This is a genomic window from Nitrospira sp. CMX1 (assembly GCF_054902215.1).
The window spans coordinates 1-20300 of record NZ_JBUBKD010000051.1 but is presented as its reverse complement, the minus strand read 5'-3'; the positions used below and the strand labels follow the sequence as shown (position 1 = coordinate 20300).

Below are 20300 nucleotides of genomic sequence, written 5' to 3'. Positions count from 1 at the left end.
AACATTACCGAAACCAACCCAATCACCGGACTCAAGGTCAAAGAGGCGGTCAAGAAACGTCGCGCCACCTTGATCACGCTTGAATCTCTGGAACCGGTAGTTGGGACGATCAGCAACATTGCGACCCTCTCCAACCATCATTTTCGCACCGCCCCAAGCGACATCCCTACAACCATCCTTGGCTTGTTGAAAGCCATCGTCGAGCAGGGTCTGATACAGCCAAGCCTGACGCAGCAATACCCCGCCTATGTCGGAGCCGTCACGAGCGCATTACAGGAAGTCTCTTGGCAGGATCTTCAGGCGATAACAGGAATGGCACCCGACGCATTCGCGCAGGCTGCCAAGGTCCTGGCCGCAAGCAAACGAGTCGTCGTCCTAGCCGGACAACTACTCCTCCGCAGCGAACGAGGATATAGCGGATCCTTGACCCTCCTTGATCTGCTGCTGCTGACCGGTAAGCTCGATCAACCAGGCTGTGGGTTTGCCCCGCTGGCGGAAGAGAACAATGACCAGGGTGCTGTGGAAATGGGGGCCGTAGCTGAATTTCTTCCCGGCGTCTGTTTCGTGAGCAGCCGTACCGACCATGATCGAATCATGAAGCAGTGGAACGCGGATGTTCCTCCCAGCACAGGGGCCTCCCTCGTGGAAATGCTGGATCGCGCCAGAGCGGGATCGATGAAGGCCATGTTCATCGTCGGCGAGAACCCGGTCGGAAGCCTCCCCGCAGCACTGCACGCCGAGGACGCTTTGCGCAAACTCGATTTATTGGTCTGTCAGGAGCTCTTTTTGACTGAGACCGCCGCACTCGCTCACGTCGTACTGCCGGCCGCATCGTTCCTGGAGAAAAGCGGGACGTTTACGAATACCGAAGGACATGTCCAAGCCGTTCGTCCTTCGATTGAGCCTCTTGGAGAAAGCCGGCCGGACTGGGAAGTTTTTTCGGCGCTCTCCATTTTATTAGGGTCACCGATGGAATACGCCGAGAGCAAAGAGATCCTGAAGGAGATTCGGAGCCTGATTCCCGGTTATGGATCCCTTGGACCTACCCCGCTGCCTTCGAAAGTCGATCGCGTGATCATGGAACGCTATCTCACCGATGGCTATCAACGTGACCTTGCGGTGCGATACCGACTCGTGGCACCGAAATCCCGCCCGGATGGAACATTGCGACTCGACTTAGTCCAGAGTCTGTTTCACTCGGGAAAGTTCTCAACCCGTTCCAAGGGGTTGTTACAAATAGAGGACAGGGGACGGCTTCGGATCAATCCCGTTGACGCAGCCCGCTTTGCCTTAGTGGACGGCGACCGAGTTCGCCTCTCCAGCACCTCCGGAGAAATGACGACCGAAGTGAAGCTTGTGGAACGGGTCCCACAGGGAACAGCCTGGTTCCCGGACCACTTCGGCCAAACTGCCGTCCGGTTATTTGACTGCGCCATTGATCCCATCACCCATGCGCCATCCCTCCGAACGACAACCGTGTCCATGATGAGGGTGGCCTGAGGATCTATTGAGCGCTGAGACTATGCGAATTGAGGAGTCCCATGGTAACTGAATTCGGGTTACGTCTGGCTATTTCCCTCACTCAAATCGGTGCGGTCATGTGCATCGTGGTCATTACGGTGCTCATCCTCACCTTGGCGGAACGGAAGGTCTTAGGGTGGATGCAGGATCGTATGGGCCCGATGGAAGTCGGTCCCTACGGCATTCTTCAGCCGTTTGCGGATGCCATCAAACTGTTTTTTAAGGAGGACATCGTTCCCGCCGGCGCAAATAAGCTCATCTTTACCATGGCGCCGATCCTCTGCTTGATCCCGACGTTTATCGGGTTCGCCGTGATTCCCTGGGGCCCCAACTGGACGTTTGAGATCAACGGCATCTCAGTGAAACCCTTCGTCGTTAGCGACATCAACATCGGTATCCTCTATATCCTCGCCTTCGCCTCACTCGCGGCCTACGGCATCATCCTTGGAGGATGGGCATCGAACAGCAAATACTCCTTGTTGGGAGGCCTCCGATCGGCCGCACAGGTGATCAGCTACGAGCTCAACGTCGGACTGTCGATTGTCGGCGTGTTGATTTTAGCCGGATCACTCAGTCTCGTGAAAATTACTGATGCCCAGGCCGGCTGGTTTTGGAATTGGTACATCTTCGCCCTACCGGCCCCGCAAATCTTTGCATTCGTCGTCTACGTGATTTCGGTCGTCGCTGAAACCAACCGGGTGCCGTTCGACTTGCCTGAGGCAGAGAGCGAACTTGTGGCAGGGTTCTTTACCGAATACAGCGGACTGCGGTTCGCATTTTTCTTCCTGGCCGAATACGCCAACATGGTCCTCGTGTCCTGTGTGGCTTCTGCGTTGTTTCTCGGTGGCTGGCACGCACCGTATCCGGGAACCTTGATGGAGCTGGTCGGCTTGTCGTCTTGGTCCTGGATCGAAAGCACCATGTGGTTTGCGGTAAAAACCTACTCACTCTTGTTCCTGTTTTTCTGGCTCAGAGCGACCTTACCGAGACTGCGCTACGATCAGCTGATGCGATTCGGCTGGAAGGTGCTGTTGCCCATTGCGCTGGCCAACATCGTGGTGACCGCCATCGCCGTGTTTATCTATCAACAGATCAACTAGTGTACGGAACGTTATGAGATCCGCCCCCACGACCAAACGCCTCAGCCTATCCGAATGGTTCAAGACGATTACGTTTTATGAACTTCTCGTCGGCATGAAGGCGACGCTCTCTCACCTGCTCAACTACCGTCCGGTGACATTGCAATACCCGCACGAGAAACGCACGCTACCGGACAACTATCGAGGCATGCTCGCTCTCCTCCGCTACGACGACGGAACGGAGAAATGCGTAGGATGCGACCTCTGTGAGGCGGCGTGTCCGTCACGCGTGATCCGCGTCGTCAGCGCCGAAGTCCCTGGCGAACCGACGAAACGCTACTCCAAAGAATATTACATGGACATGACCCGGTGCTTGTTCTGCGGGATGTGCGTGGATGCCTGTCCGGTCGATGCACTGGGAATGACACGGGAATTTGAATGGGCGGTATACGACAAACGGCAACTCCATCTGAACAAACAGCAGTTGCTCGCGATCGGGGATCGTTCCTTTCCGATTCGCGAGAAACGCTTGGAACTGCAGCATCCAAACGTGGCGTTCTTTAACGTGGCGTTCAACCACGTGCCACCAAAGCCGAACTGAATCAAAGGATTACGCGTCGACGGACCAATGGCTGCAGCATGCGTATGCGAGTCCGGTCCGGTCGCCCTCAAACACAGGAACCATCAGATGTCGCTTCTCTTTTTTGGATACTTTGCCGCGATGATTATCGCGACGTCCATTCTTGTGGTCGCGCTGAAAAACCCCGTCTACAGCGCACTCTCCCTTCTTGTGATGTTTTTCCACGTCGCAGGGCTGTTCATCACGCTTCATGCGGAATTCTTGGCCGCCGTGCAAATTATCGTCTATGCCGGCGCCATCCTGGTGCTGTATTTGTTCGTTGTCATGATCTTGAACGTGAAACAAGATGACCGTTACCATAGCCAATGGCGGATTGCGGGATTCGTCTGTGCTCCTTTACTGATCGAATCCATAGTCCTCCTCTCCGGTGGAGCAAGAACTCGCACGACCGGTGCTCAGGCTGTGCCAGCCCCATCAGTGGAGCCACTTGCTCCGGATAATACATTGGCGATCGGGCAAACGCTGTTTTCCACCTATCTCTTCCCATTTGAGGTCGCCTCCTTGGTGCTCTTGGTCGCCATGATCGGTGCCATCGTCCTCGCGAAGCGAGAGATCGGGGACCAGGACAATGCCAGCCCCATGGTTCGAACGAAGGTCACCGAATGACCATCCCCATCTCCTACTATCTGATTCTGAGCGGGATCGTATTCCTGACGGGCATCGTCGGCGTACTCATCCGTCGCAACATCATCGCAATCCTGCTCTCAGTTGAACTGATGCTGAATGCGACGAATATTAACTTTGTCGCCTTCTCCGATTATTTTCGAGACCTGGGTGGACAAGTGTTTGTTTTCTTTGCCCTCACCGTCGCCGCTGCAGAGGTGGCAGTGGGGCTGGCGATCATCATCGCTCTCCATCGTTCGCGGGCTACCATCAATATCGAAGAATTCAATTTATTGAAATGGTAAGGGGTCGTTACTCGTGAAGCGTGAAGCATCTTTTGTAAAGAATCGGACAACCGTACTGCCATTCGTTTCCACCCCGCGTCCCAAACGACGAACGAGGAGAGACGGACTCTGATGCTCTACGCACTCATTCCATTTCTTCCGCTCGCCGCATTCCTCGTCCTCGGACTGGCCGGATCCCGGTTCAAGGAGAACGCCCATGTGATCGCGGTTCCGGCCGTGCTGTTGTCGCTGATACTGGCGCTGTCAGCCTTTATCCAAGTGGCTTCCGGTTCAGTCATTTCCGTCCCCTTGTATACCTGGATGACCTCGGGCCACCTTGATATCCATATCGGCCTCTACATTGACAGACTGACCGCCGTCATGTTGCTCCTGGTCACCGGTGTTAGCTCCCTGGTGCACGTGTATACGATCGGTTACATGCATGGGGAACCAGGCTATGCCCGCTTCTTCAGCTATATCGCGCTATTTACCTTCTCGATGCTCATGCTGGTACTCGCAGACAACCTGCTCCAGTTGTTTGTGTTTTGGGAAGCTGTCGGCCTGTGCTCTTATCTGTTGATCGGCCATTGGTACGAACGTGCGTCTGCTTGTGCGGCGGCAACCAAAGCGTTTCTTGTCAATCGTGTCGGGGATTTTGGCTTTCTGCTCGGCCTGCTCCTTGTCTGGTATCAATTTGGTTCGCTGAACTATCTGGAGATCTTTCCGGTCCTTCATGAGGCCAGTGGCCTGACAATCAATCTCCTTAGCCTTTTCGGGGGCACATGGGAGGTGTCCTTGTTCACGCTGATCGCACTCTTACTGTTCACCGGAGCGGTGGGAAAATCAGCCCAAGTGCCTCTTCACGTCTGGTTACCCGATGCCATGGAAGGTCCGACCCCGATCTCAGCGCTCATTCATGCCGCAACCATGGTCACGGCCGGGGTATTCATGGTCGCGCGTCTGGCACCAATCTACAACCTCTCTCCGACCGCTATGAGCGTCGTCGCCGTCACCGGAGGTGCCACCATGCTGCTCGGAGCAACTATCGCGTTGACGCAAACAGATATCAAACGTGTCGTCGCCTACTCGACAGTCAGTCAGCTTGGATACATGGTCATGGCCTGCGGACTCGGGGCTTACGCCTCCGGCATGTACCACCTGCTCACACACGGAGCCTTTAAGGCGCTGTTGTTCCTCGGCTGTGGGTCGGTCATTATCGCGCTCCACCACGAGCAGGACATCCGCCGCATGGGCGGGCTAAAAAAACAGTTGCCGATCACCTACTGGACCTTTGTCGTTGGATCACTGGCGCTCGCGGGATTCCCCCTCACCGCTGGGTTCTTCAGCAAGGACGAAATCCTGGCCTCCGCCTGGTCCTCCGGCAATCTTGGGCAGGGACTGGCAATTGCGGGTCTACTGACCGCTCTCCTGACCGCGTTCTACAGCTTCAGGCTGGTGTTTGTGACCTTCTGGGGCCAATCCCGCGTCGATCCTCATCATGCGGATCATGTCCATGAGCCATCAAAAACGATGACGACCCCTCTTCTCATTCTGGCATTGTTTAGTATCGCCACTGGGTACCTCGGCATCCCCTCATTCCTCGAACCGGTCTTTGCAACTGGGCAGGAACCGGCTGCGCACCATGGAGAAGCCGGTGTCGTCATCATGATCGTAGCCACCGTGCTTGGATTGATCGGCATTGCCGCAGCCTACTACGCCTACGTGCTCAACCCCAATCTTCCGGAACGCCTGGCCCGCCAGTGGAACGGGCTATACCAGGCTTCATTGAACAAGTGGTATGTCGATGAAGTCTATGACCGGCTGTTCGTACAGCCCACATGTACGGTCGCTGCCGCACTCTGGAAACGCATCGACATTGCCGTCATCGACGGCGCGGTCAATGGTGTTGGAAAAACGATCACGTGGGGGGGATGGATCTTGAGGTTAATCCAGAGCGGGCAAACCCAACATTATGCGTTGGCCATGGCGATGGGTATCGTGATCATCACGGCCTATCTGCTGCTCTGAAAAGAACGAGTGGCGCTTGACGTTTGAATTACTGTAGTCGAAATGTGATGGATTGAGACTTCGATGACTGGTTTCCCTTGGTTAACTGCATTGATCATGCTCCCTCTGCTAGGAGCGGTAGCGGTCTTTGTCGTAAAAGATGCCTCCGTCCGACTGACGGCACTGTCTGTCACCATTGTTGATCTCCTGATCTCACTGCCGCTGTGGTGGTTATTCGACGCCACGTCCGGTCAGATGCAATTCCTCGAGTCTGCGGCATGGATCCCCACACTGTCGATCAACTACCGGCTCGGCCTGGATGGAATCAGCCTCCCGCTGGTCCTCATGACGACGATTCTCATGCCGCTTTGCGTTCTGATTTCATGGCATGCCATTGAAACAAGGCTTCGGAGCTTCATGGCGATGCTGCTGATCATGGAAGGCGCCATGATCGGCGTGTTCGCAGCACTCGACTTCGTGTTGTTCTACGTGTTTTGGGAAGCGATGCTGATCCCCATGTACCTGCTGATCGGAGTGTGGGGTGGACCAAATCGACTGTATGCCGCAATCAAGTTCTTTCTCTATACCCTTGCCGGTAGCGTCTTGTTGCTGGTCGCGATCTTAGTGTTGTATTTCCAGGGTGGCCACACCTTCGATATTCTTGAGCTCAGTCGGCAGACCTATACCATTTCTCTTCAGACGTGGCTGTTCTTCGCTTTCTTTGCCGCGTTCGCCGTGAAGGTTCCGATGTTCCCATTCCATACCTGGTTACCCGACGCACACGTGGAGGCCCCGACTGCCGGCAGTGTGATTCTCGCCAGCGTGCTGCTCAAGATGGGCACCTATGGCTTTGTACGATTCAGCCTGCCGATGCTACCCGACGCCTCTCGTCTCTTCACGCCTCTGATGGTTGTCCTCTCAATTGTGGCGATCATCTATGGGGCCTATATGGCATTGGCCCAAGCTGATCTCAAAAAGTTGATTGCCTATTCGAGCGTCAGCCACATGGGGTTTGTCACCCTCGGCCTGTTCATGTTCAACATTCAAGGTATCGAGGGTGCCATTATGCAGATGGTGAATCACGGCATTACGACCGGCGGACTCTTCCTCTGTGTCGGGATGATTTATGAACGTACGCATAGCCGCCAGATTGCCGATAACATGGGGTTGACCAAGCCGATGCCTCGGTATGCGACCTTGTTGGTTATTTTTGCGCTCTCTTCACTGGGACTTCCCGGGACCAACAGTTTCGTTGGTGAATTTATGGTTCTGGCCGGCACGTTCCTCTGGAGCAAGGCGGCAACAGCCTTCGCCTCGCTGGGCATCATCCTGGCCGCAGCATATTTATTGTGGATGGTTCAACGAGTCGCGTTTGGGACGCCAGCACCTCACACGCTCCCAAAGCTTTCTGACCTGAGCGCACGAGAAATGGCAACGCTGTTACCTCTGGCGGTCCTGATCTTTGCGATTGGCCTGTTTCCCAACCCTCTGCTCAGTCGGATGCACGCCAGCGTCGATCAGATCATCGCTCGCGTCCTTCCCTCTTCCCATCAACAGACTTCCACTCATGCTGTTCCAGGCCAGTCCACATCCTGGCAGAAGAACGACCTGATGATGGCGCTCGACAGGGTCCACGTTCAACCCGCTCGTCCCATCGACAGCCTACGACTCATGGAACAGCAGGGAGAGCGGCCATGACTTTTTCTCCCGCAGACCTTTTTCTCGTCCTCCCCGAGTTACTGGTCATCACCGCCGCCTGTATTGTGCTCGTCCTCGACCCGGTGCTTCGCGCATCCGATAAGGATAGCTTAGTATGGCTCAGCCTGGGAACGATTGCCATTTGTATGGGTCTCACGGCCTCCCAAATGGGAACAGCCACCTCGATCTTTAGTGGTCTTGTCATCATCGACGCCTATGGCGCTTTCTGGAAACTGCTCTTGTACTTCGTCACAGGACTGACAATCTTACTTTCCCACTCCTACTTAAAGGAGGAGCGGCTGTATTTTGGTGAGTACTATGGCTTCATTCTGCTCTCGCTGTCCGGCATGATGGTCATGGTCTCCGCCGCCGACTTGTTGACGATCTATCTCGGGACGGAATTGATGTCGCTCTCCCTCTACGTCATGGCTGGTCTCAAGCGGGAAGAACCTCGCTCGCTTGAAGCCTCGGCAAAATACTTTGTATTGGGTGCCTTTTCCTCCGGGATCCTCCTCTATGGCATCTCGCTACTCTATGGAGCGACCGGTAGCACAAAACTCCCAGCGATTGCCTCGGCTATTACGACCCAGGGGTTCACTGACCCACTGCTGCTGTTTTCAACAATCCTGTTGGCAGTGGGATTCGGGTTCAAACTGGCCGTCGTCCCGTTTCATATGTGGACACCGGACGTCTATCAGGGTGCCCCGACTTCTGTCACGGCGTTCATGGCCGTGGCATCCAAGGCCGCCAGTTTCGGCGCGTTTCTCCGTGTATTTGTGGAAGGGTTGGGTGGGCTCAAAGCCAACTGGTCTGCGATCTTTCTCTTACTCTGTCTTGCCACTCTCGTCGTGGGGAACGTCGTCGCCCTGGTCCAGACGAATATCAAGCGGATGCTGGCCTATTCAAGCATTGCACATGCCGGCTATGCGCTCATTGGTGTAGTCGCCGCTGGACGCGTGGAGCACTCGTCGGGTATTGCGAGCGTTCTGCTCTATATCGCCTTGTACACATTCATGACATTCGGTGCATTCGCCATTGTCGCAATGCTCCGAAAAGGGACGATTGAGGGTGAGGAGATCGAGGATTTCACTGGCCTGGCCAAACGCCATCCTCTCGCGGCGCTTCTCATGCTGGTCTTCATGATTTCTCTGGCTGGCCTTCCCCCGACCGCGGGCTTTATCGGAAAATTATACGTCTTCAGATCCGCCGTTGAAGCCGGCATGGCCTGGTTGGCGGTCATTGCCCTCATATTTGCTGCCATCTCAGCGTATTACTATCTCCGGGTCGTCATGGTCATGTATATGCGGGAGCCTCGTGATGGAACGGATCCTGTTCCTCGGTTGGTCATGTCCCCAGCCCTTTCCATTGTTCTAGCCTGCGCCGTCGCCGGAGTGGTGATTTTCGGCATCTATCCCAACCCACTCGTCAATCTCGCGCTGCATGCCGTATTGACGCTGAAGTAAGACCATCCGTATTCCGACTATTGGCTGGCAGGACCTTATGCATGTCCTCCGATTTCTGAGTGAGGCGGTCACATCGTTTTTGCGCCACGGGTGCCCAAGCCTCGCTGCGGCATTGGCGTTTTTCTCGCTGCTCTCCTTGTTTCCCCTGGTTTTCCTCCTCCTCTATGGAGTGAGTTTCCTGGTGAGCCAGAACGTGATCGGGGAGCAGTTCCTGCTCAGTTTCCTGAAGGGTTTTCTTCCATCGTTAGGGGAGCGGTTGGCGCAAGAACTTCATCGGATCAGTTCTTTGGACAGTGTTCGCTGGATTGTGCTGCTGTCTTTTTTCTGGTTTGGCGGACTCGTTTTCTATGAGCTCGACTATGCACTCAATGTCGTGTTTCAAAGCACGCAAAAGCGTCACCCGCTCATTTCCACGGCAATTTCCATTGCGTTACTGGGATCCACCGGCCTCCTGCTATTCCTTTCTTACGTGGCCACCCAAACCATGACCTTGTTGACGGCCTACGCACCTCGGCTCTGGGGGTTGGACCTTGTCGCCTTAGCCGCGCACGATTTTCATCTCACCTACACGCTCCCCTTTGCGCTCGCATTCTTGACGGTCAGCCTGCTCTACCGTCTTGTGCCCCGACGTCGTCCACGGTGGCGAGACGCCATGGCCGGCGCCTTGACGTTCGGCCTGCTGTGGGTTGCCGCCAAGCTCTTGTTTATCAATTATGGGGATTTTTCGACGGTCTACGCGCGGCTCTATGGATCTTTGCTCGAGGTCGTGCTCTTATTACTCTGGGTCTATTATTCCGCTGGACTGCTCCTCTTCGGCGGCATTGTCGCGCACAACCTCAAGCAGATGCCTTGGCCATCGCCTCCGACACCGGTTGATGGCCGTTAACGGAACCATTGCGACGACAATAATGAAAGTGCCTACCGAGAATCACCGACTGGACGCCCCGCGCAACTGCAGAAAATGAACGATGGCTGAATGCGTGACAAGCCCGACAATTTCTCCATTGTGCACGACGATGAGTTGATCCCACCCCTCACGAGCCATGCGCCCCATTGCCTGGACCGCAGGAACATCGGGCGTAACGACCATCGAATCCGAGAAAGGCCGCATCACCTGATCCACCCGACGCCAGGACCACATGGCCACCGGTACCGCCTGAATGTCAGCCACGGTCACCAGTCCGATCAGACGCCGATCGTCCACGACAGGAAATCCTCCGTAGCCATAGGCTTGGAAATACCGATTCACAGCCTGATCCAATGTAGTCTCGGCTGGAATGGAAACCACCGTGGTCACCATCATGTCTTGGATCCTGATCTTCGCAACAGTCTCCCGCAATGTCGCTTGGCGGCGGCTCGCCAATGCCGCGACGTAGAGAAAAATTCCGATCAGCGCCAGCCATCCCCCCGTCCAGACCATCGACGCATCCAGCTCATCAGTGGCCGCTTGGCGGATTCGCAGCAGCCCCCACAGGACAAAGAGCAGCCCAAACCCAAGACCCGCCACTGCGGCTTGTTTTGTCGCCCGATAATAATCTTTCCCCCATGCCCACAAGCCTGCTCGTAGGATTCGCCCTCCATCCAGCGGAAACCCGGGAATCAGGTTGAACATCCCGAGCTGAAGATTCCCCAATCCCAACAAGAGTCCGAGCATCGCCACCCCACGAAGTGCCTGGTCCTGTTGAATCGCCTCGGCCAGAGCGACAAGGGCCAAACAGCTTCCACTGATCACAAAACTGACGACTGGTCCGGCGATCGCAATAAGAAATTCTGCCTTGGGTGACGGGGCTTCCTGGCGCATGTGCGCCACACCACCAAAGAGAAACAGTGTGATCTGCTCTATCGGAATACGATAGTACAGCGCCACATAGGAATGGCCCAGCTCATGCAGGAGAACGGACAGGAAGAGGAGCACCGCCGCAACGGCGCCCATCACCCAATAGCGTCCAGGGCTAAGCCCCGGCAGACTCTCTGGTAGATAGTCAGTCGAAAGAGTCCACGTGGCGAGGAGAAAAACCAGGAACCAGGACGGATGGATTCGAATGGGAATACCCAGGGCACGTCCGATTTCCCACGAACGTATCTGCATAGATGACACGGTAACAGCGGAATGGGGAAGGGGTCAATCTTCCCTGTGTGTTCATGTATACTAGCCCCTCATGAAACGACGTCCGCCATGTGCCCTGCTGGGCTTGCTCTCCCTGATAGCTCTAGAGCTTATGCCATCGCCCCACAGCGACGCCCAAGTCATCACCACTGGTTCACCGACCTGTCCAGGTGTGGCCCTGACGTTTGATCTCTGCCCAGTGCGCAAGGGATCCGGCTATGATCAGCCTTTGATGGACTATCTGATCACACACCGTATCCCGGCCACTTTTTTCATGTCCGGCAAGTGGATGGTCAAACATGACACGGAAGTCGACCATCTCCTGAGTCTGGAGTTTTTTGAAGTTGGAACCCATGGTGAGGTACACGCGCACCTTCCCATGCACGACGCCGACGAACAACGTACCGAGATCCTCGGCCCCGTCAAATTGCTGCAGGAGCGCTACAACCATGACGCCACCCTCTTTCGTCCACCATATGGAGAATATAATGATGTCACGGTGGCCGTGGTGAACATGTTGGGCTTGCAGTTTATCCAATGGAATATCGAATCCGGCGATCCAGATCCGACATTGTCCGCGGAGCAAATTTTGACCAGAGTTGCCAAGCGTACAAAACCCGGCAGCATCATCGTGTTTCATGCCAACGGCAAGGGCAAGCAGACTCGACGGGTCATCGAACACCTCACACGCGAGATCCTCCCTGCCAAAAAACTTCGTCCGATGACCGTAAGCGAACTATTGGAGTGTCAATCCTCGACTCCATGACAACCTCAGCCATCAGAACCATGGTGCCGGATGATCGAAAATCAGTCATCCAATTATTGAGTGATTCTGAACCCTGGAATACTCTTGGGTATGGGGCAGATGATTGGAGTCGTATTTTCTGTCCTCTGCCTCTGGGGCGAGATTGCTATATCGCTGAACGTGACGGACAGGTGGCAGGCGTTGCGATCGTGAAACAGAAATTTCTCCTGGGCGACTATCTTGAGCTCCTGGGGGTGGCCGTATGGGCTCGTCAGAAGGGAGTCGGCGGTCAGCTGTTGCGGTACATAGAGGAGTTGGTCTTTAAGAGAACTAAGAACCTCTTTGCCTGTGTATCGGATTTCAACGAACCCGCCAGGACTTTCTACAAGAAACAGGGCTACCAGGAAATCGGCCCCATGCCAAACTTTCTTATCCCTGGGTGCGCAGAGATCCTCCTCCGCAAGACGGCGGGACCAGCAAGAGGAAAAGGTCAGTAGTCATTGACCATCGGCCAATGCTAAATTTATGTAGCACAGGCTCCTCTCGTGACGAGTGACCAATGACCGATTTGCGAGTCAAGAAGCTGCTCCACACCCGTATGCGGGTGAGTGATCTGGACGAGACCATCCGCTTTTATACGACCGTCTTGGGCCTTGAGGTCATAGAACGGAAGACCTCTCCACGCGGATCCCACCTCGCGTTCTTGAAAGTGCCCAACAGCGACGAACTGATCGAACTGACCAGTTTCCCTCCAAGCGGCCCGGTGAAGGTCCAGGAAGATCTTGTACACCTGGCCTTTCAAGTGGACAGTCTCGAGCAGACGATCGCCGCACTGACTGCCCAGGGGATAAAAATCACCGATGGTCCAACCAAGACTTCCTCCGGCAGCCGCTTCATCTTTATCGACGCTCCAGACGGCTATGAAATCGAGCTGATCGAACGACCAGCAGGTGTGAAGATCGTATAGCCCACAGAACCCGTGAAATGGTCCATCTTTCGCCCACATTGACGACACGACTCTCCAGGCAGTACCCTCTTCGCTTCAAATAACGCATGACGCTTGAAATATCTGGAGGAGCGCAGGGATGAAAAACGGATTTTTCCGTGGACACGGGTTGGGCAACGATTATGTTGTGATGGATCCCAAGGAACTCACGTTCAAGCTAACACCCAAGACCATCAAAGCGATTTGCGATCGCAACTGGGGGCTCGGCAGTGACGGGATTCTGGCCTTAGTTCCTTCGAGGAAGGCAGATTTTGGCCTGCGTATCTTTAACCCAGACGGTAGCGAAGCGGAAAAGTCAGGAAATGGGCTGCGCATTTTCGCCCGATACCTCCATGCGACTGGGAAGACCAAAAAGAGACACTTCACAGTCGACACGAAAGGTGGTGTCGTCACGATCACCCTACACGTGGATCGCCATGGCGACGCCAGTGCCGCAACAGTCGAAATGGGCCATGCCACCTTCAACCCAGCGGCACTTCCCTGCACGCTCGATGTGCCTGAGCTGATTCAGCAGCCGATTACGGCAGCGGAGCGAAGTCTGACGTTCACCGGCGTGAGCGTTGGGAATCCCCATTGCGTGGTCTTCAAGCCGACGGGACAATCTTGGGCACGTGAAGAGCTCTTAGCACTTGGGCCGGCCTTGGAGAACCATCGCCTCTTTCCCAAACGAACCAATGTGCAGCTCGCAGTTCCTACTGGACCAAAAGAAATCTTCATTCTGATTTGGGAGCGAGGGGCTGGAGAAACGCAAGCTTCGGGTTCTTCATCCTGCGCAGCAGCCAGCGTCGCAGTACGACTGGGACTGGTGAGGAGCCCCGTGACGGTAAAGATGCCGGGAGGCACACTGAACATCGACGTCGATTCGAACTTCGGTCTCACGATGAAAGGGCCCGTAGCCGAAGTGGCTCGGGGTACATTCAGTCCATCGTTTATCCGTTCGCTGAAGTAGCATGCATTCAGCAACCAACTGTCAGCCAGCAGGCTGATTGGAAGTCTCCGGATTGCTCAGTATCCCTTCGCGCCGTACAATGTCCAGTGTCACCCCACTGTGGCTCTTACCTGAAGGCTCATAGCTGATGGCCGCTTCATCGGATTTCCAATCCAAACTTGCCCATCTGCCGGAGAGTCCCGGTGTGTACCTGTTCAAGAACGAGCAGCGAGACATCATTTACATCGGGAAAGCTGCGGTACTCGCCGACCGGGTTCGATCGTATTTCCAGAAGAGTGCCGACCACAGCCCTAAGACCAGCCTTCTCGTCGATCAAGTGGCTGATCTGGAAACAATGGTAACCCGATCGGAGCTCGAAGCCCTGATTCTCGAGAGTAACCTGGTGAAGCGGCACAAACCCCGCTTCAACGTCGTGTTGCGGGACGACAAACAATATCCCTATGTGCGGTTGCCGATCAAAGATGATTTTCCACGCCTATCGATCGTCCGCCGTGTGCAAAAGGATGGGGCCCTCTACTATGGGCCCTACACACCAGCCAACGCCCTGCGAGAGACATTGAAGGTTATCAAACACGTCTTCCCGCTCGCGACCTGCACCATCGATATCAACGGAACGGCCGATCGCGCCTGCATCGAGTTCGAAATCAAACGGTGCATGGCGCCCTGCACCGGAAACCAGTCAAAAGCCGAATACCACCAGATCGTCAAACAAGTCCGTCAGTTTCTTGAAGGGCGAGACCACGAGTTGCTGGATGATCTTCGGACACGCATGGAGGCCGCAGCGGAACGGGAGGAATTCGAGGAAGCCGCCCGACTCCGCGATCGCCTCTTTAAGATCGAACGGATGTTGGAAAAACAACGGATCACACAAATCTCCGCCGCTGATCAAGATGTGATTGGCCTATCCAGGCAAGGCGCAGCCGTCGATCTCCAGATTCTGTTCGTGCGCGGTGGCTTGCTGATCGGGCGAAAAGATTTCTTCTGGCCTGAGTCGGCTGATGCTTCGGACGAGGAGCTCGTTCGCTCTGCCATCGAACAGTTCTACAACAAGGATGGTCAACCCCCGAGAGAACTCCTGGTTCCGACCGACCTCGAAGACAGCGCACTGATTCACCAATGGCTCTCCGAAAAGCGCGGCGAATCGGTTCGTGTCTGTTCGCCCGAGCGAGGCACCAAACATCAGCTCGTCTTGCTAGCCGAGGAAAATGCTGCGGCCGCCGTGGCCGATCACTTGCGGGATGAAGAACTCCATCGACAGGCAGGGGAGGAGTTGAAACGGTTATTGCGACTGGACAAAGTCCCTCATCGGATTGAAGGATTCGACATCTCGAATACGATGGGGAACCAATCGGTCGCCTCGATGGTCGTCTGGGAAGACGGGGAGATGAAGAAGGCCGACTATCGGCGCTTCAAGATTCAAACCGTCGTGGGCGCCAACGACTTCGCCAGCATGAAGGAAGTGGTCACCCGTCGGTATGGGCAAGAAGACAACCTTGCGCAACCGGATCTGATTCTGATCGACGGCGGCTTAGGTCAATTGGCTGCCGCACTGGAGGGGCTGAAAGCCGTCGGACGAGAAAGACTCCCCATTCTTGGACTCGCCAAAGCCCGTGGCGACAAGGACGAGCGGATCTTTCTGGCTGGCAGAAAAAACCCGATTGCGCTCAAGCCACAATCGCCCTCCACTCACCTACTCCAACACATTCGCGATGAGGCCCATCGCTTTGCAATCACCTTCCATCGGAAGCTGCGCGGTAAAGCGCTGGTCAGCTCCAAACTGGATCAAGTCATCGGAATCGGTGCGATACGACGCAATCGGCTTTTGGAGCGATTCGGTAGTCTCGACCAGTTAACCTCAGCCAGCGACGAAGCCCTACAGGAGACCGGATTGAGTGCGGAAACTATTTTGAATCTCCGTAAGACGCTCGGCAATTGATCAGTCTCGGTCCTGAGTCGCCGCCTAGAATAGGAACCTCAAACTGAACGTCCCTAAGTGGACGAATGCGTGGTATGTTCCGTCGACGGTCGGATTCAGATTGCCGGTGACGGTGCGCGATTCGTAGAACCATTCCTGATAGGCAAAGTCAACCCCGATTCCTTTCGGCGACAAAAGAGCTTCCCCACCACAGGGGATGAGCCCCAAAAATCGACCAGCGTCTTTGCACAAGAAGCCCACGCCAAGGGACAAGGTATGAGCCGGCAGCGAAATTGTACTGGGATTAAAGGTCCGATCGGGAACGGGATCCTGCGTATAGGTATACCCGGATCGGAGTGCTACCTCCCAGTGCGGCAGCCACTGCGGCTTCAGCCATCGATACTGGGTTCCAAACGCAATCACCGGTACATTCTTCCATTGCTGCGGTTGAGGAATCGTCGCCCCGTTAGACAGACGAATATCAAGAGTCCTATTCAGGCTCCACCCCACGTACTCGACATCAAGTTCCATCTTCCACTCCCGTTCACTGGTACGTACGGGCCAAACCGCTACGGCTCCGGTAAATATTTGAGGCAGAACAAGATTGGTTGAGGCATCGGCCATTTTTGTTCCGTTAATCAACAAGGATCCGTCCAGGGGGACGACCGCCTGACTGCGGTACACGAATCCAATGGAAACCACAGGCAACCCAGCACTAGTTCTCAAAGGAGAATAGAGGGCACTCACGGTTACTCCCGCACCGGTTCCTTTACCATTGAATTCGACGGATGCTCCGGCTGGAATACCAAAGGCTCCAGAACTAATCTGTTTCTGCTCTGCATGCCCCTCTCCCAAAAAGCTGGCAAAGGTATAAATGTCGGCGCTCACACCTACAGAGAAAACGTCGTTTACTTTGTACGCTATCGTGGGTTTGATATCGATTAATGGAAGGGCCGCGGAGGTTACCGCGGTGTTGAAGGGGCCGTCGACTAGATACCGATTGTTCGAACCAAATGGAGATGTCAGCCCTAGACCGATCGTCACGGATGAAAGGCTCGTCTTACCGAGAGATCCAAGATTGGCACTCCAATAAAAATGACTGGGAAGGGGTGTAGAGACACTATCACCAAGATCACCGCGACTATCGATACCTGTCGGCCCTTTAGACTTGATCGAGCCGCCCATGACGTTGGTTCCGAGATAGGCTTGAATACCGGGGACCTGAGTCAAACCTGCAGGATTAAAATGGATGGCGGAGGGATCATCTGCTTGAGCCGCGAATGCATTTCCCTGCCCTATTGCCGCTGCCCCTTGTGGCTGAAACCTTATGGCCTGAGCCGACGCATTCGTCGCAATCAGTACGGCCCATAAGCAGAAGCACCCAGATCTACAAAAACACTTTGCCATGTATCTTTCCTAAGTAGCATCGGCATGAGACCGAGCCATTTCTGACCATGTCCAGAAACTTTCTAACTGTCCGCCAAGCACATCCGGTAGGGCCATTTCGCCCTATGGCTACTCTTAACACGCTCCTATATATTTACGGAGCAAGAGTTGTTATATTTCTAACGTCATGTTGGATACCTTTGAATAGGGCTGATCAAATGACGACTGAAGTCCTTTCTTTCCCTGATCATACCTTCGAAGGTGCCTCAAGAGCCGACCTGCAGAATCTACTTGAAATCATGCACTACACGGCGATGGCCGAGACCACGCAGGATGTCAAAGACATATTGGTGCGCACGAAGAAATTTCTTCCGTTCGAACATCAGATTGGCGGCCTTGTTCGTTTGAACACAGATGGCACATTCGATGGATTCTCGGATGTATTGAACGTAAGTTTTCCACAAATTTGGCTCTTTCAATATTGGAGAAATGGCTATGGAGGGGTAGACCCAGTACTCCATGAACTGGTGCGCTCCCAAAAGGCACAGGTTTGGAACAAGGTGTATTCCAATGTAAGAACAGAAAAAGAAAAGATGTTCGTCGAAACCGCGACATCGTTCGGGCTCAATCACGGAGTCACCGTCGGGTCACTGGACCCTTCCTGTAAGGTCGCTTCATTCTTTGCATTTGCCGGAGGTGATCCCGCTGAGCATGTCCGGTATGTGGAATTCTTAGACTATGTCGGCCAACACCTACATTTAGCCCTCGTACGGTCTTCCTCGAAGGTCGCCTGTTCCACCGACCAGTGTGTGAGCAAGCTTTCCCCCAAAGAAGTCACGATCTTGAATTGGATGAAAGACGGGAAGACCAACTGGGAAATCGCACAGATTACGGGGGTCACTGAACGCACCATTCGTTTTCATGTCGAAAGCATCTTCTCCAAGTTAAATGTCACGTCTCGGACTCAGGCAGTTGCCGTCGCAGTACAACACGGACTTCCCAACTTGGCATAGCCTTGTGCGTAGTCACCTACGCAGCCAATTCTATCGTTCGAATTGTTGCCTCTCACACCGCCTGCGATATGTATGTCCAAGCTCAATCGTCTGCCGGATCAGGCGCTCCCCCTCCTATTGCCACATACCTACCAGTCACTCCAAAGCCCTCCGTCCGAGAACCTGCGTGGGATAAGCACGGTAGAACAGGTGGATGTGATTCGCATCCATCCAGATCGCTTCCATCTCGAATAGATTCCCATGCCTTTACAGACCTGGCCCTCAATTGATTGCGAGTGAGGCTCATCCTGCTTCGCGAAGCCTTGCTCTCATCCCTGCCTTCAGAGACGAAGATCTCCCACCAGAATAGAAACTGCCCCTCAATCTCTACCCTGTTGCTCGTATAATTGTCGTCACCTCTTCATCCAGTGATGCCTTGCGGTACGGCATCGGCCGAATAATGGGCTTGAGGGTTTTCCACGCACAGTGGGCTCCATTCCGTACTCCCTCATTTCTCTGGTCTGTCCTACCCAGAAGAGTATCGGAAAAGATTATCCCTGTGGCAATTGAATCATCACTGACTGACCAACTCAATAGTTGAGTTTTTCCTCTCGGCATGCACGGGTACGCCAGGTAACACCGAGCGTCTTGGCTCTGGTTCTATACATTCAGCGATTGTCCGCTTTCCAATGTTTCCACGTGTCGCCGTAACAGTCGACATCCATTCCATAACCTGCGGCCGTTTCCTACCAAGGACCTGTTCGCATCGTACGATGTCCATGATGGCTGCAATGGACAATGTGCCCGCTGGAGGAAGTGCAACCGGAGGGCCTAGCGGGTCGCAGGCGATGGCCATGGCATTGAGTACTCGAAAGAACCGGTAGTCAACTTCTATATAAAGAAATCGAACATCCTGTGCCTGTGCCCAATGATAAATTCCCTTTACGAGCGTAAGTAAGAGTCGAGCAGATAACCCTTTGTCCTTAATGTCCGGGTCGATAGCCAGCCTGGTAATCTCTGCTGTGTCACGTTCCTTCCTCAGAATATGATCCGATGGCAACAACATACGCAGGTCTTGTTCAAGCATGAAGAGCCCGGTAGCAGGTAGAAGTCTCGCCATACCGTGAAGTGTGCCTCGAGAGTCAAAAAGTCCGATCGATGTTCCCCACAGGTCATACATGTCCATTTCCTGCCCATCATTCGTTGGTGGCACCCATCGCAGCGCTTCGGCAAAAACTTTGTGTCGTAGCCGGTAAGCTTGAGTCAACTCGGCCTCCCCTTCAAGCGTCTTCACGAGAAACTCACCTTCGGAAAATGCGATTCCCTTCGCTTCTGCTACGGCTGAAACGTGCATAGCTACCTCCTTATGAATAGATTGATGTGGAACCGAGTAAGACTGGCCGTCGAATGAAGGAGCGGGATGATTCCATCACCGTGGGAATACAGCACCTGGCGAACCCGCCAGGTACGTTCCTGGTCACAAGCGCGTAGATACTAGAATCGTGACGACAGGATGAAACTTTGTGAGGAGCCAAGCCGCTGCCGAGGATGGTGTCATGAAATGATGGTCGATCGACTGGAGCCACTCGCCTCTTTCAGAACACACAATGGTTCCAGCTCATTAGCCGTGCCTTACCTGGCGGACCCGCCAGGTGCGTTCCGGGTCACAAGCGCGTAGATACTAGAATCGTGACGACAGGATGAAACTTTGTGAGGAGCCAAGCCGCTGCCGAGGATGGTGTCATGAAATGATGGTCGATCGACTGGAGCCACTCGCCTCTTTCAGAACACACAATGGTTCCAGCTCATTAGCCGTGCCTTACCTGGCGGACCCGCCAGGTGCGTTCCGGGTCACAAGCGCGTAGATACTAGAATCGTGACGACAGGATGAAACTTTGTGAGGAG

At 54.5% G+C, this 20300-nt stretch carries 19 protein-coding genes; 16 read left to right on the top strand and 3 right to left on the bottom strand.

Annotated elements, in window-relative coordinates; genetic code table 11:
- The 9 genes from ACYX34_RS13370 to ACYX34_RS13330 form a co-directional block, all read left to right on the top strand.
- The coding region (locus ACYX34_RS13370; protein WP_462077067.1) for a molybdopterin oxidoreductase family protein at positions 1 to 1500 on the top strand (1500 nt) is incomplete at its 5' end.
- 41 nt (positions 1501 to 1541) lie between these two features.
- Positions 1542 to 2621 carry an NADH-quinone oxidoreductase subunit NuoH gene (gene nuoH, locus ACYX34_RS13365; RefSeq protein ID WP_462077066.1) on the top strand — a complete coding sequence of 360 codons (1080 nt, stop codon included), beginning with the start codon at positions 1542 to 1544 and terminating at the stop codon, positions 2619 to 2621.
- 13 nt (positions 2622 to 2634) lie between these two features.
- The gene (nuoI, locus tag ACYX34_RS13360; protein ID WP_462077065.1) at positions 2635 to 3201 is read left to right on the top strand and encodes an NADH-quinone oxidoreductase subunit NuoI; all 567 of its coding nucleotides are present in this window, start codon (positions 2635 to 2637) and stop codon (positions 3199 to 3201) included.
- Between the two features lie 87 nt (positions 3202 to 3288).
- The gene (locus tag ACYX34_RS13355) at positions 3289 to 3846 is read left to right on the top strand and encodes an NADH-quinone oxidoreductase subunit J family protein (protein ID WP_462077064.1); all 558 of its coding nucleotides are present in this window, start codon (positions 3289 to 3291) and stop codon (positions 3844 to 3846) included.
- Positions 3843 to 4148 carry an NADH-quinone oxidoreductase subunit NuoK gene (gene nuoK, locus ACYX34_RS13350; RefSeq protein WP_462077063.1) on the top strand — a complete coding sequence of 102 codons (306 nt, stop codon included), beginning with the start codon at positions 3843 to 3845 and terminating at the stop codon, positions 4146 to 4148. The genes ACYX34_RS13355 and nuoK overlap by 4 nt, the downstream gene beginning before the upstream one ends.
- Before the next feature lie 111 nt (positions 4149 to 4259).
- Entirely contained in the window at positions 4260 to 6155 is a 1896-nt protein-coding gene (gene nuoL, locus ACYX34_RS13345) for an NADH-quinone oxidoreductase subunit L (protein WP_462077062.1), read from the top strand.
- 63 nt (positions 6156 to 6218) lie between these two features.
- Positions 6219 to 7832 carry an NADH-quinone oxidoreductase subunit M gene (locus ACYX34_RS13340; protein ID WP_462077061.1) on the top strand — a complete coding sequence of 538 codons (1614 nt, stop codon included), beginning with the start codon at positions 6219 to 6221 and terminating at the stop codon, positions 7830 to 7832.
- The gene (locus ACYX34_RS13335; protein WP_462077060.1) at positions 7829 to 9295 is read left to right on the top strand and encodes an NADH-quinone oxidoreductase subunit N; all 1467 of its coding nucleotides are present in this window, start codon (positions 7829 to 7831) and stop codon (positions 9293 to 9295) included. The genes ACYX34_RS13340 and ACYX34_RS13335 overlap by 4 nt, the downstream gene beginning before the upstream one ends.
- A 37-nt stretch (positions 9296 to 9332) precedes the next feature.
- On the top strand, positions 9333 to 10181 hold the full coding sequence (locus ACYX34_RS13330; RefSeq protein ID WP_462077059.1) for a YihY/virulence factor BrkB family protein: 849 nt from the start codon (positions 9333 to 9335) through the stop codon (positions 10179 to 10181).
- A 42-nt stretch (positions 10182 to 10223) separates the two neighbouring features.
- On the opposite strand, the gene ACYX34_RS13325 is transcribed toward ACYX34_RS13330, so the two are convergent.
- On the bottom strand, positions 10224 to 11384 hold the full coding sequence (locus ACYX34_RS13325; protein ID WP_462077058.1) for a M50 family metallopeptidase: 1161 nt from the start codon (positions 11382 to 11384) through the stop codon (positions 10224 to 10226).
- Between the two features lie 130 nt (positions 11385 to 11514).
- Here ACYX34_RS13325 and ACYX34_RS13320 point away from each other — a divergent pair, with 130 nt between their 5' ends.
- The 5 genes from ACYX34_RS13320 to uvrC all read left to right on the top strand — a co-directional run bounded on the left by ACYX34_RS13320 (position 11515) and on the right by uvrC (position 16038).
- On the top strand, positions 11515 to 12168 hold the full coding sequence (locus tag ACYX34_RS13320; RefSeq protein ID WP_462077057.1) for a polysaccharide deacetylase family protein: 654 nt from the start codon (positions 11515 to 11517) through the stop codon (positions 12166 to 12168).
- The gene (locus tag ACYX34_RS13315) at positions 12165 to 12644 is read left to right on the top strand and encodes an N-acetyltransferase family protein (RefSeq protein ID WP_462077056.1); all 480 of its coding nucleotides are present in this window, start codon (positions 12165 to 12167) and stop codon (positions 12642 to 12644) included. The genes ACYX34_RS13320 and ACYX34_RS13315 overlap by 4 nt, the downstream gene beginning before the upstream one ends.
- A gap of 62 nt (positions 12645 to 12706) precedes the next feature.
- Complete coding sequence (locus ACYX34_RS13310; protein WP_462077055.1) at positions 12707 to 13114, top strand: VOC family protein; 408 nt, start codon at positions 12707 to 12709, stop codon at positions 13112 to 13114.
- Positions 13115 to 13232: 118 nt separating this feature from the next.
- The gene (gene dapF / locus ACYX34_RS13305; RefSeq protein ID WP_462077054.1) at positions 13233 to 14102 is read left to right on the top strand and encodes a diaminopimelate epimerase; all 870 of its coding nucleotides are present in this window, start codon (positions 13233 to 13235) and stop codon (positions 14100 to 14102) included.
- A gap of 127 nt (positions 14103 to 14229) precedes the next feature.
- Positions 14230 to 16038 (top strand): excinuclease ABC subunit UvrC, encoded by a 1809-nt coding sequence (gene uvrC / locus ACYX34_RS13300; protein ID WP_462077053.1) that lies wholly within the window; start codon positions 14230 to 14232, stop codon positions 16036 to 16038.
- A gap of 24 nt (positions 16039 to 16062) precedes the next feature.
- Here uvrC and ACYX34_RS13295 read toward each other — a convergent pair whose 3' ends face one another.
- Complete coding sequence (locus ACYX34_RS13295) at positions 16063 to 17424, bottom strand: OmpP1/FadL family transporter (protein ID WP_462077052.1); 1362 nt, start codon at positions 17422 to 17424, stop codon at positions 16063 to 16065.
- A 197-nt stretch (positions 17425 to 17621) separates the two neighbouring features.
- On the opposite strand from ACYX34_RS13295, the gene ACYX34_RS13290 reads away from it, so the two are divergent.
- Together ACYX34_RS13290 and ACYX34_RS13285 are read left to right on the top strand one after the other, a co-directional pair.
- Positions 17622 to 18416, top strand: a complete 795-nt coding sequence (locus ACYX34_RS13290) for a helix-turn-helix transcriptional regulator (protein ID WP_462077051.1) — start codon at positions 17622 to 17624, stop codon at positions 18414 to 18416.
- Between the two features lie 72 nt (positions 18417 to 18488).
- Positions 18489 to 18650 carry a hypothetical protein gene (locus tag ACYX34_RS13285; RefSeq protein ID WP_462077050.1) on the top strand — a complete coding sequence of 54 codons (162 nt, stop codon included), beginning with the start codon at positions 18489 to 18491 and terminating at the stop codon, positions 18648 to 18650.
- Positions 18651 to 18969: 319 nt separating this feature from the next.
- Here ACYX34_RS13285 and ACYX34_RS13280 read toward each other — a convergent pair whose 3' ends face one another.
- Positions 18970 to 19749 (bottom strand): acyl-homoserine-lactone synthase, encoded by a 780-nt coding sequence (locus ACYX34_RS13280; RefSeq protein WP_462077049.1) that lies wholly within the window; start codon positions 19747 to 19749, stop codon positions 18970 to 18972.
- Between the last annotated feature and the right edge of the window lie 551 nt (positions 19750 to 20300).

Bases quoted from the DNA above. Each gene is read 5' to 3' on its own strand.
- nuoL (WP_462077062.1), top strand. From the start codon at position 4,260: ATGCTCTACGCACTCATTCCATTTCTTCCGCTCGCCGCATTCCTCGTC.
- nuoI (WP_462077065.1), top strand. From the start codon at position 2,635: ATGAGATCCGCCCCCACGACCAAACGCCTCAGCCTATCCGAATGGTTC.
- nuoH (WP_462077066.1), top strand. From the start codon at position 1,542: ATGGTAACTGAATTCGGGTTACGTCTGGCTATTTCCCTCACTCAAATC.
- ACYX34_RS13315 (WP_462077056.1), top strand. From the start codon at position 12,165: ATGACAACCTCAGCCATCAGAACCATGGTGCCGGATGATCGAAAATCA.
- ACYX34_RS13330 (WP_462077059.1), top strand. From the start codon at position 9,333: ATGCATGTCCTCCGATTTCTGAGTGAGGCGGTCACATCGTTTTTGCGC.
- ACYX34_RS13310 (WP_462077055.1), top strand. From the start codon at position 12,707: ATGACCGATTTGCGAGTCAAGAAGCTGCTCCACACCCGTATGCGGGTG.
- ACYX34_RS13280 (WP_462077049.1), bottom strand. From the start codon at position 19,749: ATGCACGTTTCAGCCGTAGCAGAAGCGAAGGGAATCGCATTTTCCGAA.
- ACYX34_RS13325 (WP_462077058.1), bottom strand. From the start codon at position 11,384: ATGCAGATACGTTCGTGGGAAATCGGACGTGCCCTGGGTATTCCCATT.
- nuoK (WP_462077063.1), top strand. From the start codon at position 3,843: ATGACCATCCCCATCTCCTACTATCTGATTCTGAGCGGGATCGTATTC.
- ACYX34_RS13355 (WP_462077064.1), top strand. From the start codon at position 3,289: ATGTCGCTTCTCTTTTTTGGATACTTTGCCGCGATGATTATCGCGACG.
- dapF (WP_462077054.1), top strand. From the start codon at position 13,233: ATGAAAAACGGATTTTTCCGTGGACACGGGTTGGGCAACGATTATGTT.
- ACYX34_RS13285 (WP_462077050.1), top strand. From the start codon at position 18,489: ATGTCCAAGCTCAATCGTCTGCCGGATCAGGCGCTCCCCCTCCTATTG.
- ACYX34_RS13340 (WP_462077061.1), top strand. From the start codon at position 6,219: ATGACTGGTTTCCCTTGGTTAACTGCATTGATCATGCTCCCTCTGCTA.
- uvrC (WP_462077053.1), top strand. From the start codon at position 14,230: ATGGCCGCTTCATCGGATTTCCAATCCAAACTTGCCCATCTGCCGGAG.
- ACYX34_RS13320 (WP_462077057.1), top strand. From the start codon at position 11,515: ATGCCATCGCCCCACAGCGACGCCCAAGTCATCACCACTGGTTCACCG.
- ACYX34_RS13290 (WP_462077051.1), top strand. From the start codon at position 17,622: ATGACGACTGAAGTCCTTTCTTTCCCTGATCATACCTTCGAAGGTGCC.
- ACYX34_RS13335 (WP_462077060.1), top strand. From the start codon at position 7,829: ATGACTTTTTCTCCCGCAGACCTTTTTCTCGTCCTCCCCGAGTTACTG.
- ACYX34_RS13295 (WP_462077052.1), bottom strand. From the start codon at position 17,424: ATGGCAAAGTGTTTTTGTAGATCTGGGTGCTTCTGCTTATGGGCCGTA.